The following is a 24,939-nucleotide window of genomic DNA, read 5'->3' as shown; positions in this document are numbered from 1 at the left end:
AGCCGCGCGATGCCCTGAGACAACAATGTGCGGCAGCCGATCGCTGCCGCACATTGTTCAGTATGAGTACAGAACGCCTGTCAGATCAGGCGCTGACGCCGCCGTAGGGAGGCGTCTCGTTGCCGGTCTCGACTCCGATGGAACGGAACAGATCGGCGTTGGCCTGGATGACGTCGTACCAGGTGGGGCCGCCCGCCGCGCCGCCGCCGGGCAGCACGAACGTGAATTGACCGTCACCGTTGTCCTGGCGGAAGCCGAACTGCTCGAAGATCGCGATGTCCTCGGGCGTCGGGTTGATGAGCGTGACGCTGTCCGAGCCGATGATCCCCTGCGGCTGCGCCTGCGCCATGGCGGCCGGCCCGAAGAGGGCGGCTCCGCCGGCGATGGCGGCGGCCGCGGCGGCCACCTTCATCTTGTTGCTGATGGTCATGGTTCCCCCCGAAGGCGATAGGTCTCGTAACTTGAGTTGCTGAGAGCTTTTCAGACTGTGTGCTCCCTGTCAACACGAAACGCGATCTTCGGCCAACGGGGCTCGACGCACCCGCACCCTGCGTGAGCAGGGCGGCAGCTGATCTTGTCCGCGTCGTAAATTGCGGTTTCGACGCCGTTAACGGGCGTAATGAGTGCGACGAAGCTTGCGACAACGAGCCCCGAGTTTGCTTTGCGGACCGGCATTCTCATTGCCGGCAGGGCCGAGTATCCGCATCGCGAAACAATCCGCGAAACGGTCCGTCATCGGGCTGAAACATGAGAAACTCTCAGGATGCGTAAGTCGACTCACGCGGCGCTTGTCGTCGTCACCTCGCTTCTCGCGTCCCTCGGCTTATGTGTTGCGTCGGCATTCGCCGCAGCTCTTGCCTTCGGCGCGGTCGCCCTCATCGTGCCCGGGACGGGTACCCACAACATCGTCGGACCGAACGCGGTCACCGGTTACAAGGAGAACGCCGCCGACCGGTACATCAACCCCTCCGGCGTCGCCTGCACCTCGACCGACGGCTGCGACCTCGATGGCATTCCCTATCCGGCGACGTTCTTCCCGCTGGTCATCTTCTCCGGCTGGTGCCCCGGCCTGAGCTGCGACACCTGGAACGAATCGGTCGACAAAGGGGTCGCCAACCTCGACACGGCGGTGAACCAGACCCTGGCCGACGCGCCGCCCGACGAGAAAATCATCATCTTCGGCTACTCCCAGGGCGGCGCGGTCGTCTCCCGCGAGCTGTACAACCTGGCCGGGTTGAACCAGGAGACCAAGGACCGGCTCTCCGTGGTCACCATCGGCAACATCAACAATCCCCAGGGCCTGTGGTCGCGTTTGGGTTTCCTGCCGACCATCCCATTCATCGACCTGTCGTTCGGCCCGCAGCTGCCCACCGACATCGGCATCAAGAGCACGAACTATTCGTTCGAATACGACCCCGTCGGCGACGCGCCGCTGTACTGGGGCAACCCGTTGGCCGTCCTGAACGCGCTCGCCGCCTTCGAGTACGTCCACGGCTACTACCTGGACCCCAACAGCAACGGTCCCTACGACACCATGCCGTACGGCTACACCGACGAGACGCTGGCTGCCGCCATCGACGCCGCGCCCAAGCGGGAATATCAGGACGCCACCTTCGTGCTGATCCCGCAGCAGGGCACCCTGCCGCTGTTCCAGCCGATCGCCGACCTGGGCCAGTCCACGGGGATCTCGTTCGTCGTCGATCCGCTGATCAAGCTGGTGCAGCCGCTGACCAAGCTGCTCATCGACCTCGGCTACGACCGCGAGATCAACCCCGGCATCCCGCAGGCGCTCTCGCCGCTGCCGTTCAACCCGCTGGCCATCGGTCCGGACTTCCCGGTCAAGGTGGCGGACGCCATCGATCAGGGTGTCCGCGACGCCTTCGGCCCCCAGGTGCCGACCCCGGCCCCGCCCACCACCGAACAGCAGGCCGCCGCGGCCGCGGCCCGCTCGCGCCTGGTCGTCCAGCCGTCGCGGCCGGTGGAGGTGCCGGATGCGGTGGAGACGGCGGCGACGTCCACCGCGCGGACCGCCGACACCGGTGGCGGCTTCCTGCGGACGGCGCGCCCCGACACCGATGACGTCGCGACCAGCCGTCGGGTGGCCGGCGACCAGTCAGAGTCTGCGAGCCAGGAACGCACCGGCAGCACCGGCGGTACCGCCACCGGCACGCGCAGCCGCGTCGCCACGAGCGGTGTCGACCGCGGCCCCGCGCCGAGCGCGGCTGACAGCAGCACCTCGGGAGCCTCGGGCGTCAGCGCCGCCTGAGCCGAACACGACAGCGCCCCGGCACTCATCGAGTGCCGGGGCGCCGTCGTCTGCTGTGTCAGGCCGCTCGAGCGGACTTCACATACGTCACCAGGCTCACGTCGAGCGCCTCGTCGACGTAGTAGTACTGGCAGCCGGTGAGGTACCGCATGTAGTCGTTGTAATGCTGCTCGCCGGCGGCCGCGATGGCCTGCTCCTTGTTGTGCTCCAGGCGGGCGGCCCAGATACCGAGCGTCTTGATGTAGTGGTTCCGCAGTGACAGCGTCTCGGGCACCGTGAATCCGGCCTTCTCCCCGTGCTCCACCAACATCTTCGTGGACGGGATGCGGCCACCCGGGAAGATCACCTCAGCCATGAATTTGGCGAAGCGGGCCAGCTCGAACGTCAGCTTCTTGCCGCGGGCCTGCAGATCGTACGGGTGGTAACCGCAGCTGCTCTGGATCGTCATCCGGCCGTCCTCCGGCAGGATGTCGTAGCACGTCTTGAAGAAGTCGTCGAACCGATCGAACCCGAAGTGCTCGATGGCCTCGATCGACACGATGCGGTCGACGGGGGAGTGGAACTGCTCCCACCCTTCCAGCCGGACGTCGTAGGTGCGCTCGGTGTCGATCTTGCTCAGCAACTGATCGCAGTAGGCCTTCTGGTTCTTCGACAGCGTCAGGCCGATGACGTTGACGTCGTACTTCTCCATCGCGCGCTGCAGCGTCAGACCCCAGCCGCAGCCGACCTCGAGCAGCGTCATCCCGGGTTTGAGGTCGAGCCGGTCCAAGTGCTGGTCGACGTTGGCGATCTGCGCTTCGGACAGCGTGACACTCGGCCCGGTGAAGTAGGCGCAGCTGTACTTGCGCGTCGGGTCCTGGAAGACGCCGAAGAAGTCGTCCGACAAGTCGTAGTGGGCCTGGATGTCCTCGAAGTGAGGCGTCAGGTCCTTGGTGCCGGTGGAATTGTCAGACATCGTTCGCGCTTGGCCTTCCTCATGACAGGTCAATTGAATTCACCAATTGGTCAGTGCTTTGACCAGACACTACCCGCCGACAGCCCGCTCACAGGCAGGGCCTCGACGTGTCGGTCAATTGGTTTCGTGCTGCGGTGCGGGCTACTTCACCAGCGTGAATTGGTTGACGTCGGTGTAGCCCTTGCGGAACGAGTCCGCGCAGCCGGTGAGGTAGTGCATGTAGCGGTCGTACACCTCTTCGGACTGCACCGCGATCGCCTCATCCCGATGCGCCTCGAGCGCCGCGGACCAGTGGTCGAGGGTCTTGGCGTAGTGCGGCTGCAGCGACTGCTCGCGGGTCAGGGTGAAGCCCGCCTTGGCGGCGTGTTCTCCCACCAGCTCGATCGTCGGCAAATATCCGCCCGGGAAGATCTCGGTGAGGATGAACTTGATGAACCGCGCCACCGAGAACGTCAGCGGGATGCCCCGCTCGATCATCTGCGGGATGGTCAGGGCGGTGATGGTGTGCAGCAGCATCACCCCGTCGTCGGGCAGCGAACGGTAGGCCATGGTGAAGAAGTCGTCCCACCGGTCCTTGCCGAAGTGTTCGAACGCGCCGATCGACACGATGCGGTCGACGGGCTCGTTGAACTCTTCCCAGCCCTGCAGCAGCACCTTCTTCGAGCGCGGGCTGTCCGAGTCGGCGAAGATCTGCTCGACGTGCGCGAGCTGATTCTTGCTCAAGGTGAGCCCCACGACGTTGACGTCGTACTTCTCGATCGCGCGCATCATCGTGTAACCCCAGCCGCAGCCCACGTCGAGCAACGTCATCCCGGGCTCGAGACCCAACTTGCCCAGCGCCAGATCCACCTTCGCCCGCTGCGCTTCCTCGAGCGTCATGTCATCGCGCTCGAAATACGCGCAGCTGTACATCTGGCTGGGGTCCAGGAACAGCCGGAAGAAGTCGTCGGACAGGTCGTAGTGGGCCTGGACGTCTTCGAAATGTGGCTTGAGCTTGCCCGATCGGGCCATGGTCGTGCCTTTCTGGCGATGAGCGGGGTTCAGCAGGGTCATTGTTGACTCACCGCACACACGCGCTTGCCTCGAGTGCAGATGGTACGCGACCCGCCTGGGGTCAGCCGAATTGCGAAATGTTGCGGCAGGTCAGGGACGTTCCGCGAAATTGGTCTTCAGTTCGCCGATGATGTCGTCCCACAGCGGCTGCGGCAGCTCGTGGCCCATACCGTCGAACAGGACCAGGCGTGCGTTGGGGATCGCCTTGGCGATGGCCTTGCCACCGGATGGCCGCATGAGCTTGTCGGCCGTGCCATGGATGACCACCGTGGGAGCGGTGATCTGCCGGTCGTACTTCAACAGACTGCCGCTGCCGGTGATCGCGTTGAACTGCCGCGCGATGCCCTGCGGATAGAAGGCCCGGTCATAGAACGCGACCGCGTCGGCGCGCAACTGCTCTTCGGTGGACGGATACTTCGGGCTGCCGATGATCCGGCTGACCTTGATCGAGTTCTCGATGATCACCTCGCGCGGAGAGCTCGGCGGCGGGCCGGTGATGACCGCGAGCAGCTGACGCGGGCCGGGCGGCGGGAGCAGCGGCTGATTGTTCGACGAGAAGAACACCGCCAAGGTCTTGGTCCGCTCGGCGTAGCGGGCCGCGAACACCTGAGCGATCATCCCGCCCATCGAACCGCCCACGACGTGGGCGTGCTCGAGGTCGAGGTGATCGAGCAGCGCCGCGGCGTCGTCGGCCATGTCTTCGAGCCGATACACCGACGGGCTCTCGAACCCGAGCAGTGAGCGGGCCATGTTGCCGATTTGCGACCCCTTGGTGCGCCGGCCGTCCAGGCGAGTCGACAGGCCGACATCGCGGTTGTCGTAGCGGATGACGCGCAGACCCTGATCGATCAGCTTGCGGCAGAAATCCTCCCGCCAGAACGTCAGCTGCGCGCCCAGGCCCATGATGAGCAGGACGGCCGGATCGTTCGGATCGCCCATGTCCTCGTAGTGGATCTCGACCTCACCGGACGAGGCCTTGCCCTCGCGGACCTGCACTCAGACCTCCAGCTCTTCGTTTTCCTTGTGCTCACGGCTGATGTCGACCATGAAGTTGGCGAAGTACCCGGTCAGCTGGGGGTCACTCATCATCTGCCACTTCGGCGCGAGCAACTTCATGTACCGCTCGACATAGAGGAACTGCTTGCCGATGAGCACCAGCTCGCGGGGCAGCTTCACGTCGTAGGCGTCGGCCAGCGCCGAGAGCTGCTTGCCGATCTCGGCGTAGCTGAGATCGCCGAGGGACTTCATGGTCAACGGGGTGGCAAACTTCTCGAGATCCTTGGCCGCCTGGGCTTCGGGTTTGACCGTCCCGACCGCACCCATCAGGACGACGATCTTGCCGGCGGCGGCGTGGTCCTTCTTGACCAGCAGGGCGTACACCAGCTCGCGCAGCAGCCAGCGGGTGCGCGGGTCGATGCGGCCCATGATGCCGAAGTCCAGGAAGACGACCTTGCCGTCCGGATCGACGAAGAGATTGCCGGCGTGCAGGTCGCCGTGGAACAGGCCGTGCCGCAGACCGCCCTCGAAGAGGCTGAACAGCAGCGCCTTGACCAGAGCCTCGCCGTCGAAACCCGCCTTGCGGATGGCCGGGGCGTCATCGATGCGGATGCCCTGCACCCGTTCCATGGTGAGCACCCGCTCACTGGTGAGATCCCAGTACACCTGCGGGACGCGGATGTTCTCGCCGAGCGGTGAGGCGTGCATATGCGCGACCCAGGCGTCCATCGACTGCGCCTCGAGGCGGAAATCCAGCTCCTCGGCGAGGTTGTCGGCGAAGTCGGCGACCACGTCCTGGGCACTGAGCCGCTGGCCGAGCTTCGCGAACTCGACCAGCCGCGCGCCGCGCTTGAGGATCTGCAGATCGGCAGCGACGCGGCGGCGGATGCCCGGACGCTGGATCTTGACCACGACCTCTTCCCCGGTGTGCAGCGTCGCGTAGTGCACCTGCGCGATCGACGCCGAGGCGAACGGCGTCTCGTCGAAGGTCTTGAAGAGGTTCTTCGGCTCGTCGCCGAGTTCTTCCCGGAACAGTTTCTGAACGGCTGCGGGGTCGGCAGGTGGAACCCGGTCGAGCAGGCTGCGGAACTCCCTGGACAGCGGTTCACCGAAGGCGCCCGGACTCGACGCGATGATCTGGCCGAACTTGACGTAGGTGGGTCCGAGATCGGCGAACGTCTGTGGGATCTGCCGCGCGATCTTCTGGGTGAGCGAACCGCGGGAGCGCAGCGTCGAGACGACGCGGGCGCCGGTGCGCGTCACCTGCCAGCCGGTGGCGCCGACGCGCGCTGCCTCGAGCGGTAGCGGCACCCGGTCGAGCTTGGCTACCTCGCGATGCTCCGGTTGCTTCGTCTTCTTGGTAGAGCTCATACCACAGAGTGTGTCAAAAGAGCCCGCGCGCCGGAAAATCCCTGTGCGACGGCTCACACTCCGAGGCGGCCGCCGAACCGCCACGCAGCGATTTTGATGCTAATTGGAGCAGAGAGTTGGCCGGTTCACACCCACCGCAGTCTTGGATTTTGCCGTGATCGTCGTACCTGCCGACGGCGATTGCCGACATACGATCCAGTTCGAAAAGTTGATGACCTCGCTGTTGTTGAAGTAGTTGATTACCGACGGAGATGGTCCAGAGCTGTCCGTGGCCTTGGTGTACACCGCTTGAGCTGCCGCCAGCGTCATTCCTCGCAGTTCCGGCATTTCCCAACTAGCTTGCGCTGTCGCGCAAGGAAGTCCAAACGTCAGGGCCGCGACGGGCGCCAACACGGTCGCTACCACCAAACTCTTCACGCGTTTCCCCTCGCTCCGCCGGCCGGCGTCAGATTTCGCGAGCCAATGCGGCGACGCGACTCGGTCCTCACCTTAAACGAGGGAACGCCCGCCGCAAGACGCTCGCGCTACAAAACTTGACCAGGCCTTGACACGCCTGACGGCCTGACCGACCCGTGCCGAAGTGTGACGAAGCTCGGCCTGCGCTAATGTGACGGTTCGCTATGTCGCTGGGGGGCCAATGACTGTCGACGAAGCAAGTTCGCTGACCTCAACGCGGCGCCGTCTCGTATTCGACATGTTCAATCGACCGGACCTGCAAGGCATGCGCGCCGTCGCCGTCCTCGCTGTGTTCTCGGATCACCTTTTCGGTTGGCCGTCAGGTGGGTTCGTCGGCGTGGACGTCTTCTTTGTGTTGTCGGGATTCTTCATCAGTGGACTGCTGCTTCGCGAACGCGCAGCAACACGGAGACTATCGTTCGCTAATTTCTACGCTCGCCGAGCGAAGCGAATCCTTCCGTCCGCGCTGCTGGTCCTTGGCTTCACAGCCCTGTCAGCGCATTTTCTGTTTCCCGCTTATCGCGCACGCGAGACGCTATTGGACGCGCTATGGGCTGCGGTTTTCGCGGCGAACCTCCGCTTCGAATCGGTGGGCGCTGATTATTTCCAACAGGGTCAGCCGCCATCGCCAATTCAACACTATTGGTCGCTGTCCATCGAAGAGCAGTTCTACTTCGTATGGCCTGCTCTGCTAGTCGCACTTTTTGCGCTAACTCGGGCGGTGCGTCGGCGGGGAAACGCACGTCATTTGGTGTTGTTTGCTACCATGACCGTGATCGTCATCAGTTCATTCAGCTGGTCGATGTACCTATCGGTCACTGACCCCAATGCGGCGTACTTCTCGACCTTCACCAGGGTGTGGGAGTTGGGTATCGGCGCAGTGCTGGCGATCGGAGGGCCTTGGCTGTCGCGCCTTCCGTCGAAGGTCCGTCCGATCCTTGCTTACTTCGGATTGACGGGGGTGGTCGGTTCGTTGTTTGTAATCGATTCCACAGTTCTGTTTCCAGCCCCTTGGGCGGCCTTACCGGTTCTGTCGACGGCTGCTGTAGTGGCTTCGTTTCATGGCGTTCCGGTTCGTGGAATGCTTCCGCTGACCAATCCGGTCGCGCGGTACTTCGGGGACACTAGTTACACGCTGTACCTGTGGCATTGGCCAGTGATAACCTTGTTGCCAACGTTGACTGGGAGCAAGTCACTTTTCTACGTGCTCGCTATTGTGCTCACACTGGGACTTACGGCTATAACATATCGTTACTATGAGAATCCAATACGTCAGTCCGAGTGGTTGACTGTCGGCGCAGAACACAGCTGGCTTCTTGGTCGGGCTGTGTGGACCGTAGCGGGGGGCTTAGCTGCTGCGATCGTTATCGTTTCTATCGCCAGCGTCCGACACGCCGAGATGGTCTCAGCTGCACAAGGTGAGCCCGCGTCACAGGTTGACCGCACTGAAGCGGTGGATTTGGACGTGGTGGTCAATCCTTGCTTTGGGTCTCGCGCCATGGTGCGGGAGGGGTGTTCACTGAGAAGTCCCGGGTCTTTTCTGAGGCCGAGTGTCGACGCTCTCTCGCAAGATACTCAGGGAGCTTTCGACTGCTATCTCAAAAGGGAGTCGGATCGTCGCACGCTCCGAACATGCGAGTACGGGTATAAGGGCGATGATGCCGTCCGTATTGCGCTCGTTGGTGACTCGCACGCGGCGTCGTTGCTACCGGCGCTGCGACCGATCCTCATGGCGAATAAGTGGCGACTTACTACTTACCTAGGGCAGTCATGCAACTTGATGTTTGAGCTGTCGCCAGTATGCAAAGAGCCGATGAACCAAGTGATAGCCGAGTTAGTCGCCCACCCATACGATCTTGTCGTGACCACGAGTCTCATCGGCGGGCAAGCACCTGCCGATTACTCGGCGGCATGGAAGCAAATTATTGATGCGGGCAATCGAATCGCTATCATCGCGGATAATCCAACAAGTAGTGAAGGCGCGTTGGCGTGCGTGACGAGAGTCAACTTCGGACCGGATCAAATCGGTGAGTGCGGCACACCACGTACCGAGGCGGTACGGCCGGATCCTTTGGTCGCTGCTGCACAACTCACGCAGCGGGCAACTCTTATTGACCTGACTCGCTACTTCTGTACCGAAGATTGGTGCCCTTCGGTCATAGGTGATGTGATCGTCTACCGAGATTATGTCGACGGCAACTCTCACATAACCGCGACTTTCGCTGAGTCGTTGAGTTCCGCCGTCGAGGACGGTCTAAAAGCAGCGCTGAGCGTGCCGCCACCGCCCTAATAGCGACTGGCAAAGTAATCCCCGAAGGTCGGGCACGAACCAAGTATTAATGCGCCAGCCCCGCTTAAGCTGTGACGATGTCGACCCCGACCCGGTGGGCGGGCATCCCGCTGACCGAGCGCCGCGCCGAGCGAAGGGCCTTGCTCGTTGGCGCGGCGCTGCGATTGTTTGGGGACGGAGGCGAGGCCGCGTTGGCGGTGCGCTCGGTGTCGCGGGAATGCGGCTTGAACACCCGCTACTTCTACGAGAGTTTTGCCGGCACGGACGACCTACTCGGCGCCCTGTACGACGATATAAATGCCCAGCTTGCCGCGGCGGTGGAGGAAGCGATGGCCGGAGCAGGATTGGCCATGCAGGAGCGTGTCCGCGCGGGCATCGCGGCGGTGTTGGGGTTTAGCTCAGCCGATCCGCGGCGCGGCCGGGTGTTGTTCACCGACGCGCCATCCAACCCGGCCCTCGCCGCCCGTCGAGCCGCCACTCGGGATCAGCTGCGCGAACTGGTGCTGGTCGAAGGGTGGCGGCTGCATCCTGACATCGACCCCGTCGCCGCCAAGGTCGGCGCGGCGATCTTCACCGGTGCGATGGCGGAACTTGCGCGGCAATGGCTAGCCGGTCGACTGGGGGAGGATCTCGACGTCGTGGCCGATAACGCCGTGCGCCGGGTGCTCGGCCGCTGACTAATCGGTCCCGTCGCCCACTTGCCGTCGAAAGAATCCGGGAATCGACCAGCCTCACTACGCTGAACACGCCTAACCATCGAGGGGGACAAGTGAAGCGTCACATCGCCGTCGTCGCGGGCGTCACGTCGTTGCTGCTGAGTCTGTCCGTCGGCCTCGGCGGGCCCGCGGGTGCCCAGCCGTCGGCGGAGATGCCCGACGTCGAGGGAGCGAACCTGCAGACCGCGGCCCAGGACATCACCGACGCGCTCACCGGGCTCGACCAGGCGCTCAACGTCATGAAGAACGACGGCAGCTCCGGGGTGTTCACCAACCTGACGAACTGGATCGTCTGCTGGCAGGCGCCCAAGGCCGGCGAACCGGTCACCGAGGACACCTGGGTGGGGGTCGGAGTCGCCCGACCCACCGGCTGCTAGTCCGCCCACCCAAGCCCTCGCTCAACTCGCCGGGCGCCACCTCTTGACGTAGTCGGTCTCCGGCCATTCCTCGCTGGCCGCCATCAACTCGTACATCGTTGCGCCGTCGACGGTTTCGCGGATGATGTCGGCGTGGCCGGCATGGCGGGTCAACTCCTCGATCAGGTGCAACACCACCCAGCGCACCGTCCAGTTGTCGACGTCCTTCGGGAACCACGGCACATCCGGCGGCACCGGAACCGGGGTGTCGAGGTCTTTCTCGGCGAACAGCTGCAGCGCCTCGGCGTTCACCGCCCGTAGATCGTTCAGCAGATCGGCGAGGGTCTCGTCGTCGCGCATCGTGTACTGGTCCTGGTATTCGGCCATCTGCTCCTGGAGCGGACGCGGGTCCGGCGGCGGAAACTCCGGCGCGTGAACTGCTCGCTGCACCCAACCGCGCTGCACCCCCGCGGCGTGCTTGACCAGACCACCGATCGACAGAGCGCTCGCCGACGGCGTCGAGCGGGCCTGCTCGTCGGTCAGGCCGTGGGCGACCGAGAAGAAGGCGTTCTGGTTGAACTCGAGGAACGCGATCAGCGTCTGACGTTCACCCGCGGCGGGTGGGGGCAAACCGGGCATCTCAGATCTCCTTCGGGCTGTGGGTGTAGAGGTCACGCAGACAAGCGATTTCGGCACCGTGGTGGATGACTTCACGGTGGATGTGCAGGACGAGCGTCACCATCGGGCGGTGGCCGTACGGCCCCTCGGCCGGGCCGCACGGCCGCGCCAGTGCGTCGTCGTCGAGACCGCGCACGCCGCTGATCCACCGGCTGTACTCGGTGTCGAGCTGGGCCAGCGCGGTGGCGGCGTCGGTGGCGTAGGACCACGACTCGTAGTCCGCGGGTGGACCGCCGAAGTGGGAATGATTGCGCATCGCGAACACCCCGACGATGACGTGGGCCATGCGCCAGGCGATGGTGGTGAACGGCTCGGGGTCAGGAGCCGGATAGCTGAAGTCCACGCGGGGTTTCCCCCGGGCCGCGTCGCTGCTGCCCGCCGCACCGTCCCGATGCACCGTCCAGCAGTCCGGCACCGGTTTCCAGAAGTATTCGTCGTCGGTCAGGCCGTCCAGGCGGGGTCGCAACTGACCCGTCCAGTGCAGCTCCAGCTGGTCGACCAGCTCCTCGGTGAGGTTCATGGGTAGAGCCTCCCACCGCTATAGGACAGTTTCGGTCCTAAAGCGCGGAGAAGGGCTGCTCAGCGTGGAGTCAGGCGCGCACCCTCGGCGAAATCCGTGCTGCGAGAGAGCGATTCCCACTCACGAAGGTCGGCGTCGACGGCGCTGCGGGCTGCGCCGATCAAGGCGAGCGCATCGGATCCCAGTGCCAGGTGCGCCGGCGGCTCGTCGATGCCGATGATGGACAGGACGGCGTCGGCCGCCTTCTGCGGATTGCCCAACTGCCGACCGCTGGCCTCCAGCCGCGCGGTGCGGATGGGCTCCATGACCGCGTCGTAATCAGGGATCGAGCGCTGCGCGCGCGTCATCGACCGGCCGGCCCAGTCGGTGCGGAACGAGCCGGGTTCGATCGCGGTGACATGGATACCGAAGGAGGCGACCTCTTTGCGCAGGCTGTCGAGCATGCCTTCGACCGCGAACTTGCTTGCGCAGTAGGCCGACAATCCCGGCACCGCCATGAGTCCGCCCATCGACGTGACCGCCATGAGATGACCCGCGCGACGCCGGCGCATGTAGGGCAGCGCCGCCTGCAGGGTCGCGGCGACGCCGAAGACGTTGGTGGCGAACTGGGCCCGCAGCTGCGACAACGGGGTCTCCTCGAAGATGCCCTCAACGCCATATCCGGCATTGGCGATCACCACATCGAGCGGACCCACCGTCGCTTCGACGTCGTCGACCGTGCGGAACACCGCGTCGTCGTCGGTGACATCGAGCAGCCGTGCATGCGCACGCCCGGGCGCCAAGGCGGTGAACGCCTCGGCATCGGCCGGTCGCCGCACCGTGCCGACCACGGCGTCGCCGGCGCTCAGGGCGGCGGTGGCGAAAGCGTGGCCCAGACCGGAGCTCACCCCGGTGATGAACAACGTGCGCATCGAGTCCTCCGATTCTGCAACTCTTACTAGACACACTGTCGACTAGAATCGACACATTGTCAACTACGGTCGGGGAGCGGCGAATCTTTAATCCCGCGTGGACCTTTGGCTACAGTCACGCCGACGGTCCGCACGGATGCCGTAGCCTTGCCGCAAAGATCGCGCGCACGGCGTGACTCGCCGCTGCAGAGGAGTGTTCGGGGGACACCGTGACCAAACCCTGGCCCTCCCGCCGCTCGGCGCCCACCGTCCGCAAGGGTGACGTGCGCGAACAGCAAATCCTCGATGCCGCCGAGCACCTCCTGTCCACCGGCGGGTATGCCGAGATGACCGTCGCCGACATCACCGCGGCGTCGGGCATCACCCGCGCTGCGTTGTACTTCTACTTCGGCTCCAAGCAGGAGGTGCTGACCGCGCTCGTCGCGCGCACCGTCGAGACGCTCAAAACCGCTGCAGGAGCCGCCCGAACCGATGCCGGGCCGATCGAGCAGGTGATCGCCGGCGCGGTGCAACGCACCGCCGATCTCTGGCTCGCACACGGGCCGGTCATGCGGATGGCCGTCGACCTCGGCTCCACCGTCCCCGCCATCGACCAATTGTGGGCAGGGGCTGCGGAGGACTCGATCGACGTCATCACCGAGGTGCTCCGGCGCAGCGGAACGCCGGCCGGCGCAGGACCCGACGACGCACCGGCCCTGGCGCGCGCACTGTGCTGGATGATCGAGCGCAGCTTCTACCAGGCCTCCAAAGACTCACCGGCGGCCGTCGCCGAGACCAGCCTGACCTGTCAGGCGGTGTGGCGGTCCGTCGCCCGGGGCCACTGAGGGTCTGGGCTCGCGCAGAATCACAGACGCGTCCACGCCTCGGTCTGGGTCAACCGCAGCAGATACGCCAGCGCCGGCAGCACGATCACCCCGGCCAGCGCCACCACGATCAGCAACCCCACCAGCGTGGCGGGTGCGCCGGCCGCGTCGTCGATGGTCACCTCGTCGACGAGCAGCCACGGATACTGGCCCACCCCCCACCCGGTGACCACCGACGCGACCGCCACCGCCGCAGGCACCCGGGCGATCCCGTACCGACGCCGGAAGACCAGCCACACCGCCGCAACCCCTGCGACCAGCGCGACCACCAACAGCGGTGCAGCATGCGTGCGCAGACCCGCGGCCAGGGTGGGCGCATCGTGCGCCACCGGGTAGAGACCGGCGAACACCACGACGCCGGTGAGCGCCCCGACGGCCAGCGTGCGCCGTCGCAGCCCGTCGGCCAGGGCGGTATCGCCGGCGCGGTCGGCGTCCGCGGTCAGGAACACCCCGGCCAGGAACACACACGTCGCCACGGCGAGACAGCCGCCCACCAACGACGTCGGATTCAGCCAGGAACCCACCCGGTCGCCGTAGCCCTCGGCCGGGACCCGGCCCGAGGCCACCGCCCCGGCCACGGTTCCGAAGAAGAACGGCGTGATCAACGACGATCCGGCGAAGATCGCCCCGAACAGCCGCGCCTGCGACAACGTCGCCGAATACTTGCGGAACACGAAACTCGCTCCGCGCAGCACGATTCCGGCCAGCGCGAGGGCCAGGGGGATGAACAGTGTGGTGGTCGCGGCAGCGAAGGTCGCCGGGAAGCCCGTCCACCACACCACCAGGACGTAGATCAGCCAAACGTGGTTGGCCTCCCACACCGGCCCGATGCTGTGGTCGACGAGCGTGCGGACCTGCGCGCCGCTGCGGGCGTCACCGGCAGTGAGGTCATAGAACCCCGACCCGAAGTCGGCGCCGCCGAACAGCGCGTACACCACCACGCCGAGGAACATCGCCATGGCCACCAGCGTCGCCAGCGTCACCGCACCGCCTCCGCGCGCGGCGGCCCGTACGGGCTGGGCAGATCGGCCTCGCCGGCCCGCCACCGCCGGGCCATCGACCGCAGGACGATGAAGGCGCCGACCGTCATACCGAGATAGACGACCAACACAGCGGCGTAACTCCACCACAGCCCACTGCTCTGACTGGCGGCATCAGTGGTGGTCAACACCTTCCACACCGTCCACGGCTGACGGCCCACTTCGGTTGCCACCCAACCGGATTCGACGGCCACGATGGCCAGCGGCCCCATGGCCACGGCCAGCCACCGAAACCATCGGGACCCCAACAGATCGCGGCCGCGCCACCGGGCCAGCCAGTACAGCACCGCGACGAGCGCCAGCAGGGTGCCGATGCCCACCATCGACTGGAACGCCACATGGGTGATGTTCACCGGCGGCCACTCGTCGCGCGGCACCTCGTCGAGCCCGGGCACCGGCGCATCCCACGAATTCCGGGCGATGATCGATCCGAGCCGCGGGATGGTCAGCGCCCAGCGCACCTCACCGTCGATCAGCAGCCCACCCATCCGCAACGGCGCCGGACCCTCGGTGGTCTGGGCGAGTTCGAAGGCCGCCAGCTTCGCCGGCTGGGTGTCGTGGATACGCATCCCCAGCACATGACCGACGAACGGCTGCGCCACCGCCGCGACCGAGGCGAACGCGAATGGCACCGTGAAACCCAACCGGTGATGAGCGTCGACCCGCCCGCGCAGCAATCCGAAGGCATACACGCCCGCCACCGTGAAGCCGACGACCATGAATGCCGCCACCCACATGTGCGCGAATTGCAGCAGCGCGCCGTCGTTGAACATCGACCGCCACGGGTTGACGTCGGTGACCGCACCGTCGCGGATGGTGAAGCCGGCGGGATGGTTCATCCAGGCGTTGACCGACACCACGCAGAACGTGCCCACCACCCCGGCGATGCCCATCGGGATGAGCATCAGCAGGTGGCGACGCGGGGGCATCCGGCCCCAGCCGTACAGATAGATCCCCAAGAAGATCGCTTCGACGAAGAACGAGAGGCCTTCGAATGCGAACGGCAAACCGAGCACGTCGCCGAACCGGCCCATCAGACCCGGCCACAACAGGCCCATCTCGAAACTCAGCACGGTGCCAGACACCGCGCCGATCGCGAACAACACCGCCGACACCTTCGCCCAGCGTTGCGCCAACCCGAGCGCGACCGGATCGTCGCGGACGATGCCGCGCCGGTGCACGACGAAGATGATCGTCGGAAACGCCACCCCGAAACAGGCCAGCACGATATGCCAGCCCAGCGAGAACGCCATCTGCTGGCGGGCGGGCAGCAGACCAGGCGGCTCGCCCTCGGCGGCGAGCAACAGAAGGGAGTCGGCCAACCCCATATCGGCCATCATCCGCGCCATCGGGCGGTGCCGCGGCGGATTGGCCGCTCGCGTGGCGGGCCGATGGCAAAGGACAGAAACCGTCCGCTGACCCTGGCAGCCTGGGGGGATGTCCGAAACCACCGGCCGCGTTCTGCACCTGCTCGGACTCCTGCAGTCCCGGCGGGTGTGGTCCGGCGATGAGCTGGCCGAGCGGCTCGGCGTCACCACCCGCAGCGTGCGCCGCGACATCGAACGGCTGCGCGACCTCGGCTACCCCGTCGCCGCCAGTAAAGGCCACGGCGGCGGATACCAGCTGGGCGCCGGCGCCGCCCTGCCCCCGCTGCTCCTCGACCCCGACGAAGCCGTCGCGATGGCGGTCTGCCTGCGGCTGGCGGCCGGCGGCACCGTCGCAGGCGTCGGCGAATCGGCGCTGCGCGCCCTGAGCAAGCTCGACCAGGTGATGCCGCGGCGGCTGCGCTCCCAGGTGTCGGCGATCCACGAGGCCACCGTGACGTTGACCTCCGGCGCCCCGGAGTCCGTCGTCGCACCCGAGGTGCTGATGACACTCGCCCGCGCCAGCCGCGACCACGAACACGTCACCGCCGATTACGTCGACCGGGCCGGCAACGCCACCCGGCGCCGCCTCGAGCCCTATCACCTCGTCACCACCGGACGGCGCTGGTATCTGCTGGCCTGGGACCGTGACCGGCTGGACTGGCGCAGCCTGCGGCTCGACCGGATGGCCGACGTGACGGCCGCCGGGACCACCTTCGTCCCGCGCGACGCACCCGACGCGGCCGCCTACGTGCGCCGGTCGATCAGTAGCTCGCCCTACCGCTACGTCGCACGGGTGCGCTACCAGGCGCCGCTGGAGACCGTGGCATCCCACTTCCCGGCGGGTTCGGCCGAACTCGAGGCCGACGGCCCGCAGGCATGCATCGTCACCGCCGGCGCCGACAATCCCGAGCGGATGGCGCTGTACTTCGCGATGGTCGACGCCGACTTCGAAATCCTCGAACCGCCCGAGGTGGCCGAGGCGATGATCGCGGTCGCCGCGCGGTTGCGCCGATCGGTCAGGGTGTGATGCCGAGCCGGCCGGCGAGCACGAGAAAAGCCTCCGCGAACGGATTGTCCGCGGTGTCGGCGCGCACGGCGTCCCAGTCGACGCTCTCGCGGACCGCCCGGATGGGGCCGAGCAGCGCGGAGAAGTCGGCGTTGTGTTCGTTGAGCGAGTTCAGCTTCTGCGTCACCACCTGCGTCGGGGGCAGCACCCGCATCCGGATCGCCAGGACGTCGAGCTCCTCGGCGCGCTTCACGTCGTCGGGCTGCACCGGAGTGCCGTTGAGCGCATGCAACACGTCGATGACGAAGTCCTCCCCGACGCACGCCTTGAACAACCAATCCTCGGGCGTGCGCTCGACGCGGAAACCGGCCTTCTCCAAGGTCGCCGCCGCGGACTCGACATCCTGCTCGGCCACCACGAAATCCACATCGTGCACCGGTTCCGGACCGCCGTAGGCCCACAGGGCATAGCTGCCGGCGAGGGCGAATTCGGGCCCCTCGGCCCTCAGCGCAGAGGCGGCACGCCGAAGGGCATCGCGCAGTGCCTCGTTACGGGCGGACATCGGCCTACTTTCCGGACATCGGTCGGCGTGGTTCACGGTCGGGGTGTCGGGGCGCCCCTGCGGCGGGTACCAAATACCCCATGCGTATGGCGACATTCAACATCCTGCACGGTCGCAGCGTGCACGACGGCGACGTCGACCTGGGTCGGCTGGCCGCCGCCATCAGCGACCTCGACGCCGACATCGTCGCGCTGCAGGAGGTGGATCTGGATCAGCCACGCTCCGGGAAAGCCGACCTGACCGCGGTCGCCGCCGAGGCGATGCGGGCGGTCAGCCACCGCTTCGTCGCCGCCATCGCCGGAACTCCCGGCGCCACCTGGATGGCCGCCACCGGCCGCGAACAGCCCGGCACCGCCGCCTACGGCATCGCCCTGCTGTCCCGTTTTCCCGCCGAGATGTGGCAGGTGGTCCGCCTGCCGCGCATCCCGGTGCGCTTCCCGATGTACCTGCCCGGCCCCAACCGGGTGCAGATCGTCAACGAGGAACCGCGCGCGGCGATGGTCGGGCGCTTCGACACCCCACTGGGCACCCTCACCGTCGCCAACACCCACCTGTCCTTCGTGCCGGGCTGGAACCGCATGCAGATGCGACGGCTGGTGCGCGACCTGCGCGGATTCGAGGGCCCGCGCGTGCTGATGGGCGACCTGAACATGACCCCGCCCCGGCCGTCCCGCTGGAGCCGGATGCACACGCTCGGTTCCGGGCTCACCTTCCCCGCCCACGCGCCCGACCGTCAGCTCGACCACATCCTGACCGACGACGGCAGCCTGCGGGTCGAGCGCTGCGAATCGGTGTCGCTGCCGATCTCCGACCACCGCGCGCTCGTCGTGGACATCACCCGAGAATGATGCGATGTCCACGCTCGCCCTCGACATCGGCGGCACCAAGCTCGCGGCCGGCATCGTCGACGACGCCGGCGGGCTCGTCCACCGGGCCGAGTCGCCCACTCCGCGTGGCGACGCCGAGGCCATCTGGGCGGTCGTCGACGCCCTGATCACTGGCGCACTGAGTGCGGCCGGCGGGGCGGTGCAGGCCGTCGGCATCGCGTCGGCCGGACCGATCGACGTGCCGGCGGGCACCGTCAGCCCCATCAACATCACCGCCTGGCAGCGGTTCCCGATCGTGGAGCGGGTGGGCGCCCGCTGCCCGGGGGTGCCGGTCCGGCTCGGTGGCGACGGGGTGTGCATGGCGTTGGGGGAGCGGTGGCGCGGCGCCGCCCGCGGGGCACAGTTCCTGCTCGGGATGGTGGTGTCGACCGGAGTCGGTGGCGGGCTCGTCCTGGACGGCGCGCCCTATCACGGACGCACCGGGAACGCCGGCCACGTCGGCCACGTCATCGTCGACCCCGACGGCGCGAGGTGTTCCTGCGGCGGGCACGGCTGCGTGGAGACCGTCGCCGGTGGACCGCGCATGGCCCAGTGGGCGCGCGAGCACGGCTGGCAGGCGCCGCCGTCCGCGGACGCCCGGGAGTTGGCCGCCGCCGCCGTCGCCGGAAACGCCGTCGCGCGACAGGCCTTCACCCGCGCCGCCCGCGGGATCGCCGCGATGATCGCCTCGGTCGGCGCGGTGTGCGACCTGGACCTGGTGGTGATAGGCGGCGGCGTGGCGCGCGCCGGGGCGATGCTGTTCCATCCGCTGCGCGAGGCCCTCGACGAATACGCGGGGCTGAGCTTCCTGCACGGCCTGCAGATCGTGCCCGCCGAACTCGGGGGTGACGCCGGACTGATCGGCGCGGCGGCGCTGGCGGTGAGCTGAGCCGGGTTGCCTCGGCGGCGACTCGGGTATCCAAAGGGATGACTGCGCCTCCCCAAGCTCCCGAACCCGTTCCCGCGCCGGCCACCCCGTCCGAGACTCCGGAACGGCTCACCCCCGCCGAGACCCCCGAACGGTTGACGCCGTCCGAACCGCCCGAACGGCTCCACCCGGAGTAGTGCCCGCACGCTCGGCGGCCACGAGCGTGCGCGCAATGTCGAAATTCGGCGGCGTGTCGCGTGCAGACGCGCGCGCTCGCGGGGAGGGGTGGGCGGCGTTTTGGCTGATCGCGGCGACGTCCGCTATCCTTTCCAGGTTCCACCGAAGACCGTCGGTTACCGAGCAATCGGTTGAAGGTCCCGGATCACCCGGGCGGCCCACGCAGGAGGACGAGGTAACTGCGATTTTTCGTGTGCGCCCCGGCCTGTCTGCGCCGGGGCGTTCGTCGTTTCCGGCCTTCGTGACGGGCTGAGGGGAGCACCTGAAACCCACCACGAGGAGGCATGCATGGCCAAGGCTGAGAAGGCCACGGCGGTTGCCGACATTGCCGAGCAGTTCAAGGAGGCGACGGCCACCGTCGTCACCGAGTACCGCGGGCTGAAGGTGGCCGACCTCGCGCAGCTGCGTCGCTCGCTCGGGGACTCCGCCACCTACACCGTCGCGAAGAACACGCTGGTCAAGCGCGCCGCGAACGAGGCCGGTATCGACGGCCTCGACGAGCTGTTCGCCGGGCCGACGGCGATCGCGTTCGTCAAGGGCGAGCCGGTAGACGCCGCCAAGGCGATCAAGGCGTTCGCCAAGGACCACAAGCAGCTGGTCATCAAGGGCGGTTACATGGAGGGCCGCGCGCTCTCCATCGACGAGGTCAACCGCATCGCGGACCTCGAGTCGCGCGAGGTCCTGCTGGCCAAGCTGGCCGGCGCGATGAAGGGCAACCTCGCCAAGGCTGCGGGCCTGTTCAACGCTCCCGCATCGCAGGTCGCGCGGCTCGCCGCAGCCCTGCAGGAGAAGAAGGCCGGCGAGCCAGCCGCTTAAGCACCACCCCCAGACAGACAGAAACAATCTAGGAAGGACCAATCATGGCCAAGCTGTCCACCGACGAACTGCTCGACGCGTTCAAGGAAATGACCCTGCTCGAGCTCTCGGAGTTCGTGAAGCAGTTCGAGGAGACCTTCGAGGTCACCGCCGCCGCTCCGGTCGCCGTCGCGGCCGCGGGCCCCGCCGGCGGTGCGCCGGCCGAGGCTGCCGAAGAGCAGTCCGAGTTCGACGTCATCCTCGAGAGCGCCGGCGACAAGAAGATCGGCGTCATCAAGGTCGTCCGCGAGATCGTCGCGGGCCTGGGCCTCAAGGAGGCCAAGGACCTCGTCGACAGCGCTCCGAAGCCGATCCTCGAGAAGGCTCCGAAGGAGGCCGCCGACGACGCCAAGGCCAAGCTGGAGGCCGCCGGCGCGACGGTGTCCGTCAAGTAAGTTCAGCCCGACTGTGGGGCCGGTCCGTTTTTACGGGCCGGCCCCACAGCCGTGTTCGGGGGATGTCCAGCAAACAGTCCGGCGCCCCGAACCCGGCGATACCGTAAGCACTCCGTGCTGTCATACGAGTGTTGTCAGAAATCTGCGTAGGCTACAGTGACTCAAGCCACAGGCTGCTGGGCGGTGGCCGGTGAAGCATTTTGCGGGAAGGGATCACGCGTGGGCATTGGCATCCAGGTCGAGGGACTGACCAAATCCTTCGGCTCCCAGCGAATCTGGGAAGACGTCACGATGGAGATCCCGGCCGGTGAGGTGAGCGTGCTCCTCGGCCCGTCCGGTACCGGCAAATCCGTGTTCCTCAAGTCGCTGATCGGTCTGCTGCGCCCCGAGCGCGGCCGGATCATCGTCGACGGCACCAACATCATCGAGTGCTCCGCCAAGGAGCTCTACGAGATCCGCACCCTGTTCGGCGTCATGTTCCAGGACGGTGCGCTGTTCGGTTCGATGAATCTGTTCGACAACACCGCGTTCCCGCTTCGTGAGCACACGAAGAAGAAGGAAGGCGAGATCCGCCAGATCGTCATGGAGAAGCTGGACCTGGTTGGTCTGGCCGGTGACGAGAACAAGTTCCCGGGCGAGATCTCCGGCGGTATGCGTAAGCGCGCCGGGCTGGCCCGCTCCCTGGTCCTCGACCCGCAGATCATCCTCTGCGACGAGCCCGACTCCGGTCTGGACCCGGTCCGTACCGCCTACCTCTCGCAGCTGCTGATCGACATCAACGCCCAGATCGACTGCACCATCCTCATCGTCACGCACAACATCAACATCGCCCGCACCGTGCCGGACAACATGGGCATGCTGTTCCGCAAGCACCTGGTGATGTTCGGCCCCCGTGAGGTGCTGCTGACCAGCGACGAGCCCGTCGTCAAGCAGTTCCTCAACGGTCGCCGCCTCGGCCCCATCGGCATGTCCGAGGAGAAGGACGAGTCGACGATGGCCGAAGAGCAGGCCATGGTGGACGCCGGTCACCACGACGGCGGTGTCGAGGAGATCGAGGGCGTGCCGCCGCAGGTCACCGCGACCCCCGGGATGCCGGAGCGGCGCGCGGTCGGCCGCCGGCAGGCCCGGGTGCGGGAGATCCTGCACACGCTGCCGCCGGCCGCCCAGCAGGCCATCCGCGAAGACCTCGAGGCCACCGGCAACAGCAAGGCCGAGGACTACCCGGACGATTCGACCACGCGCCAGGCCCACCAGGAAGACGACGCCCCGACCGCGTCGATCCCGGTGTCGCGTCAGGGCTGATTCGCGCTCACCGGCTCATGACCGGCCGGCTCCGAGCGTGGTGCGCCGCGGGAGCATTCACCGCTGCGCTGGGTGTCACGCTGTTCTGCGGCGCCGCCGCGGCCTCGGCTGATGCCGACGGGGCCGGCGGAGTGAGTTCGGGTTCATCGTCGTCGTCATCGGTGTCGGCATCGTCATCGGGGGTGGAACGAGGCAGCGCCGAACGCAGCGGTGTTCGACGCACCGGGGTGCAACGCGATGGTGTCGAAGGCAGCGATACCGAATCCGAATCGTCGGACTCGGCGCCCCGGGCGCACGGGGTCAGCCGCGACCTGTCAGCCACCGGCTCCGACCTCCGGTCCGAACCCGCCGACGTCCAGCAGATTGCCGAAAAGCGCGCCGCCACAGCATCGTCCAATACCCCGGCCGGCGGATTCGGCGGCGCCGTGGTCGACGCGCTGCTGGGCGCCGCGCAGGCGTTCCTGTCGGAACCGTCCGTCCCCGCGGGCAGCAAGGTCACCGTCGGCCACTCGACGCTGAACATCCCGTGCGGCTGCGAGGGCACCACCGTCGACGCCCTCTGGTACTTCCCGAACCAGGACACCGAACCCGAGGGCCTGGTCTATCTGCAGCACGGCTTCTTCCGGAACAACCGCGCCATGTCCGCGCTGGCCGTGCAGATCGCCGAACGCACCAACACCGTCGTCGTCAGCCCGACGCTGTCGTCGAACTTCCTCACCACCGACGGCTGCTGGATCAACGGCGAACCCATGCAGCAGGCCGTCGCCACCCTCTTCGAAGGCGATCGCACCGCGCTGACGGTCAGCGCCTTCGCCGCCGGGTACACGGTGCCGCTGCCCCGGCGCTTCGTCCTGTCCGGCCACTCCGCGGGCGGGGGACTGGCCGTCGCGGCGGCCGCCTACGCCAGGGACGACCCGGACCTGGCCGGGGTGGTGATGTTCGACGGGGTGACGTCGCGGGAACGGCTGGCCAATGCGGTCAGCGCCCTCCCGCTCGACGTCCAGGTGCTGCAGATCGCCGCGCCACCCTCGCCCTGGAACGACAACGGCACCGCGACCGCAGCCCTCGTCGCGACGCGTCCCGACCAGTTCGTCGGGGTGCTGCTGGAAGGCGGCACCCACATCGACTCCGAGGGTGCGAGCTCGGACCCCCTGGCCCGGCTGGTCGTCGGCACGCCGCGGCCGGCCAACGTCGCCGCCGTGCCGGTACTCGCGGCGCAGTGGATCACCACCATGCTCGACGGCGGCCGGGTCACCAGTGCCCCCGAGCATCCGGTTCCGGGCGCGACCGCCGTTCCGCTCGGCGTCCGCTCGGTCCTCTGACTAGCGGAGGGGATTGTCCAGCGCGTAGACCCCGTAGTCGAAGCGGCGGGTCGCGTCGCCGACGACCGTGGTCGCCGGGGTCATGTCCAGGGGTTCGAGTTCGACCTGGATGAACGCCAGCGTGGCGGCCTCCGCCGCGTCGTGGAGCGCGTCATCCAGCTCGGCCGGGGTGGTGCAGATCCGCGACAGGTGGGCACCGGAGCCCCCGAAGACCCGGGGCAGCTCGTGATAGGCCCAATTCGCGACGTCGTTGTACGCCGAGTTCGCCCCGAGGATCGATCGTTCGATGGTGTAGCCGCGGTTGTTCAGCAGGAAGACGACCGGGGTGAGGCCGTGCCGCAGGATCGTCGACAGCTCCTGGGCGGTGACCTGGAACGAGCCGTCCCCGGTGCACAGGATGTGCCGGCGGTCCGGGCTGGCGATCAGCGACCCCAGCAGCGCGGGCAGCGCGTAGCCGATCGATCCCCAGCTGGATTGATTGACGTAGCGCACCCCGTCGGGTAGCGGCAGACCGACGGTGTTCTGCGCCGAGGTGCCCGTTTCGGCGATCAACACGTCGCCGGGGCGCACGAAGGACTGCAGCCGCGCGAAGAAGTGCTTCTCCGTCAGCGTGGCGGACTCCGGGTCCGGCGCCGGCGGGACGGCGGCGGGCGACTTCCACCAGCGGTCGCGCGCCTCGAACTCGTCGCAGACCTGCGCCGCGACCGCGTCCAGCAGCCCGCCGATGGTGGTGCCGTAATAGACCGCGGTGTCCAGCTGAGCCGAGGTGGGTCCCAGCCGGACGGTGTGCTTGGCGTCCAGATCCAGGGTGAACCCGCCGGTGGTGACGTCGGAGCGGGTCAGACCGCAGGTGATCAGCAGATCGGCGCGGTCGAAGAGCTCCTGGCGGTCGGCGCGCCCGCTGGGCAGCATGCCGAGGAAACCGTCGGCCGAGGCGGCATGGTGCACCGCAGGCAGGGTGCAGGCATAGGGAATCTCCAGCGCGGCGCAGAACGCCTCGATCGCGTCGAGGGCACCCCAGCGCACGGCCGGCAGGTCGAACAGCAGCAGCGGACGCGTCGCCGCCATCAGGGCGCTGGCCACCACGGCGGCTGCGTCGTCGATCTGACGAGGCGCGGGCGCCGGATCGCTGACATCGAGAATGCCTGTGGGAACCGGGATCTCGACGTGGGTGAGATCCGAGGGCAATTCCAGCCGCACCGGGCGGCGTGACCGGAACGCGGTGACCAGAGCGTGGTCGATCACCTCCACCGCATTCGTCGTCGAGATGGTCGCCGCGTAGGCGGTGAACTCCTCGAACGCCCGATGGACGTTGCGGTAGCCGCCGTCGAGCAGGCTGTGGTGCAACGCCACCCCGTCGGCGACCGCATGCGCCGGCGGTGACCCCGAGATGTGGATCAGCGGGACGTGCTCGCAGTACGCCCCGGCCACGCCGTTGAGCGCGCTCAGACAACCGACCCCAAAGGTGGTCAGCAGTACGCCCGGCCGGCCGGAACGGGCGTAGCCGTCCGCGGCGTAGGCGGCGTTGAGTTCGTTGCAGGTGCCGATCCACTCGATGCCCCGATGGGCGAGCAGTTGCTCGAGGAAGGACATGTTGTAGTCGCCGGGGACCCCGAAGACGTGACCGGTGCCCACCTCCGCGAGCCGGCGCAGCAGGAAGTCGCCGATCGTCATGTGCTCGCTCATCG

The 24,939-nt window shown here is 67.1% G+C and carries 25 protein-coding genes; 12 read left to right on the top strand and 13 right to left on the bottom strand.

From position 1 onward, the window contains the following. Positions 1–85: 85 nt before the first annotated feature. Positions 86–430 (bottom strand): hypothetical protein, encoded by a 345-nt coding sequence (locus ACN27E_RS12870; RefSeq protein WP_422741864.1) that lies wholly within the window; start codon positions 428–430, stop codon positions 86–88. 333 nt (positions 431–763) lie between these two features. Between ACN27E_RS12870 and ACN27E_RS12865 the strand changes: the two genes are divergently transcribed. After that, positions 764–2,266 (top strand): PE-PPE domain-containing protein, encoded by a 1,503-nt coding sequence (locus tag ACN27E_RS12865; protein ID WP_422741862.1) that lies wholly within the window; start codon positions 764–766, stop codon positions 2,264–2,266. Between the two features lie 58 nt (positions 2,267–2,324). On the opposite strand, the gene ACN27E_RS12860 is transcribed toward ACN27E_RS12865, so the two are convergent. The 5 genes from ACN27E_RS12860 to ACN27E_RS12840 form a co-directional block, all read right to left on the bottom strand. After that, entirely contained in the window at positions 2,325–3,221 is an 897-nt protein-coding gene (locus ACN27E_RS12860; RefSeq protein ID WP_422741860.1) for a cyclopropane mycolic acid synthase family methyltransferase, read from the bottom strand. A 141-nt stretch (positions 3,222–3,362) separates the two neighbouring features. Further along, positions 3,363–4,232 carry a cyclopropane mycolic acid synthase family methyltransferase gene (locus ACN27E_RS12855; RefSeq protein WP_422749849.1) on the bottom strand — a complete coding sequence of 290 codons (870 nt, stop codon included), beginning with the start codon at positions 4,230–4,232 and terminating at the stop codon, positions 3,363–3,365. Between the two features lie 132 nt (positions 4,233–4,364). Continuing rightward, positions 4,365–5,270 (bottom strand): alpha/beta fold hydrolase, encoded by a 906-nt coding sequence (locus ACN27E_RS12850; RefSeq protein WP_422741858.1) that lies wholly within the window; start codon positions 5,268–5,270, stop codon positions 4,365–4,367. Next, positions 5,271–6,641 (bottom strand): ABC1 kinase family protein, encoded by a 1,371-nt coding sequence (locus ACN27E_RS12845; protein WP_422741857.1) that lies wholly within the window; start codon positions 6,639–6,641, stop codon positions 5,271–5,273. A gap of 99 nt (positions 6,642–6,740) precedes the next feature. Beyond that, a complete protein-coding gene (locus ACN27E_RS12840; RefSeq protein WP_422741856.1) occupies positions 6,741–7,058 on the bottom strand; it encodes a PASTA domain-containing protein in 318 nt (105 codons plus the stop codon). Positions 7,059–7,278: 220 nt separating this feature from the next. Between ACN27E_RS12840 and ACN27E_RS12835 the strand changes: the two genes are divergently transcribed. The 3 genes from ACN27E_RS12835 (at position 7,279) to ACN27E_RS12825 (ending at position 10,480) form a co-directional block, all read left to right on the top strand. Next, positions 7,279–9,387, top strand: a complete 2,109-nt coding sequence (locus tag ACN27E_RS12835; protein WP_422741854.1) for an acyltransferase family protein — start codon at positions 7,279–7,281, stop codon at positions 9,385–9,387. Positions 9,388–9,464: 77 nt separating this feature from the next. Next, on the top strand, positions 9,465–10,064 hold the full coding sequence (locus ACN27E_RS12830) for a TetR/AcrR family transcriptional regulator (RefSeq protein WP_422741852.1): 600 nt from the start codon (positions 9,465–9,467) through the stop codon (positions 10,062–10,064). A 92-nt stretch (positions 10,065–10,156) separates the two neighbouring features. Next, positions 10,157–10,480 (top strand): hypothetical protein, encoded by a 324-nt coding sequence (locus tag ACN27E_RS12825; RefSeq protein ID WP_422741850.1) that lies wholly within the window; start codon positions 10,157–10,159, stop codon positions 10,478–10,480. Positions 10,481–10,501: 21 nt separating this feature from the next. Here the strand turns inward: ACN27E_RS12825 and ACN27E_RS12820 are convergent, their stop codons facing one another. Genes ACN27E_RS12820 through ACN27E_RS12810 form a run of 3 tightly spaced genes read right to left on the bottom strand, consistent with a single transcriptional unit; the run spans position 10,502 to position 12,568 of the window. Beyond that, positions 10,502–11,098 carry a DinB family protein gene (locus ACN27E_RS12820; RefSeq protein WP_422741849.1) on the bottom strand — a complete coding sequence of 199 codons (597 nt, stop codon included), beginning with the start codon at positions 11,096–11,098 and terminating at the stop codon, positions 10,502–10,504. A 1-nt stretch (position 11,099) separates the two neighbouring features. Beyond that, the gene (locus ACN27E_RS12815; RefSeq protein ID WP_422741847.1) at positions 11,100–11,657 is read right to left on the bottom strand and encodes a DinB family protein; all 558 of its coding nucleotides are present in this window, start codon (positions 11,655–11,657) and stop codon (positions 11,100–11,102) included. A 59-nt stretch (positions 11,658–11,716) separates the two neighbouring features. Further along, positions 11,717–12,568, bottom strand: coding sequence for an oxidoreductase (locus ACN27E_RS12810; RefSeq protein ID WP_422741846.1), 852 nt, complete (start codon positions 12,566–12,568; stop codon positions 11,717–11,719). 209 nt (positions 12,569–12,777) lie between these two features. Here ACN27E_RS12810 and ACN27E_RS12805 point away from each other — a divergent pair, with 209 nt between their 5' ends. Continuing rightward, positions 12,778–13,392 (top strand): TetR/AcrR family transcriptional regulator, encoded by a 615-nt coding sequence (locus ACN27E_RS12805; protein WP_422741844.1) that lies wholly within the window; start codon positions 12,778–12,780, stop codon positions 13,390–13,392. Positions 13,393–13,412: 20 nt separating this feature from the next. Here ACN27E_RS12805 and ACN27E_RS12800 read toward each other — a convergent pair whose 3' ends face one another. Then, the gene (locus tag ACN27E_RS12800; RefSeq protein WP_422741842.1) at positions 13,413–14,414 is read right to left on the bottom strand and encodes a cytochrome d ubiquinol oxidase subunit II; all 1,002 of its coding nucleotides are present in this window, start codon (positions 14,412–14,414) and stop codon (positions 13,413–13,415) included. After that, positions 14,411–15,820 (bottom strand): cytochrome ubiquinol oxidase subunit I, encoded by a 1,410-nt coding sequence (locus ACN27E_RS12795; protein WP_422741840.1) that lies wholly within the window; start codon positions 15,818–15,820, stop codon positions 14,411–14,413. The genes ACN27E_RS12800 and ACN27E_RS12795 overlap by 4 nt, the downstream gene beginning before the upstream one ends. 88 nt (positions 15,821–15,908) lie before the next feature. Between ACN27E_RS12795 and ACN27E_RS12790 the strand changes: the two genes are divergently transcribed. Next, positions 15,909–16,865 (top strand): helix-turn-helix transcriptional regulator, encoded by a 957-nt coding sequence (locus tag ACN27E_RS12790; protein WP_422741839.1) that lies wholly within the window; start codon positions 15,909–15,911, stop codon positions 16,863–16,865. On the opposite strand, the gene ACN27E_RS12785 is transcribed toward ACN27E_RS12790, so the two are convergent. Beyond that, a complete protein-coding gene (locus ACN27E_RS12785) occupies positions 16,855–17,406 on the bottom strand; it encodes a hypothetical protein (RefSeq protein ID WP_422741837.1) in 552 nt (183 codons plus the stop codon). The two genes, ACN27E_RS12790 and ACN27E_RS12785, sit on opposite strands and share 11 nt — an antisense overlap. An 80-nt stretch (positions 17,407–17,486) precedes the next feature. Between ACN27E_RS12785 and ACN27E_RS12780 the strand changes: the two genes are divergently transcribed. The 6 genes from ACN27E_RS12780 (at position 17,487) to ACN27E_RS12755 (ending at position 23,251) form a co-directional block, all read left to right on the top strand. Continuing rightward, a complete protein-coding gene (locus ACN27E_RS12780; RefSeq protein ID WP_422741835.1) occupies positions 17,487–18,254 on the top strand; it encodes an endonuclease/exonuclease/phosphatase family protein in 768 nt (255 codons plus the stop codon). 4 nt (positions 18,255–18,258) lie between these two features. Then, on the top strand, positions 18,259–19,161 hold the full coding sequence (locus ACN27E_RS12775) for an ROK family protein (RefSeq protein ID WP_422741833.1): 903 nt from the start codon (positions 18,259–18,261) through the stop codon (positions 19,159–19,161). A gap of 504 nt (positions 19,162–19,665) precedes the next feature. Beyond that, positions 19,666–20,193 (top strand): 50S ribosomal protein L10, encoded by a 528-nt coding sequence (gene rplJ, locus ACN27E_RS12770; protein ID WP_422741831.1) that lies wholly within the window; start codon positions 19,666–19,668, stop codon positions 20,191–20,193. Positions 20,194–20,237: 44 nt separating this feature from the next. Beyond that, on the top strand, positions 20,238–20,627 hold the full coding sequence (rplL, locus tag ACN27E_RS12765) for a 50S ribosomal protein L7/L12 (RefSeq protein ID WP_422741829.1): 390 nt from the start codon (positions 20,238–20,240) through the stop codon (positions 20,625–20,627). A 219-nt stretch (positions 20,628–20,846) separates the two neighbouring features. Next, positions 20,847–21,929: an ABC transporter ATP-binding protein gene (locus ACN27E_RS12760; RefSeq protein ID WP_422741827.1), complete on the top strand. Its 1,083-nt coding sequence runs from the start codon at positions 20,847–20,849 to the stop codon at positions 21,927–21,929. Between the two features lie 17 nt (positions 21,930–21,946). Next, positions 21,947–23,251, top strand: a complete 1,305-nt coding sequence (locus tag ACN27E_RS12755; protein WP_422741825.1) for a hypothetical protein — start codon at positions 21,947–21,949, stop codon at positions 23,249–23,251. Here ACN27E_RS12755 and ACN27E_RS12750 read toward each other — a convergent pair whose 3' ends face one another. Then, complete coding sequence (locus ACN27E_RS12750; RefSeq protein ID WP_422741824.1) at positions 23,252–24,937, bottom strand: alpha-keto acid decarboxylase family protein; 1,686 nt, start codon at positions 24,935–24,937, stop codon at positions 23,252–23,254. Between the last annotated feature and the right edge of the window lie 2 nt (positions 24,938–24,939).

It is taken from the genome of Mycobacterium sp. WMMD1722, assembly GCF_049315205.1.
Lineage (GTDB): Bacteria > Actinomycetota > Actinomycetes > Mycobacteriales > Mycobacteriaceae > Mycobacterium.
The sequence above is the reverse complement of the archived record's forward strand: the minus strand, read 5'-3'. Positions and strand labels throughout refer to the sequence as shown.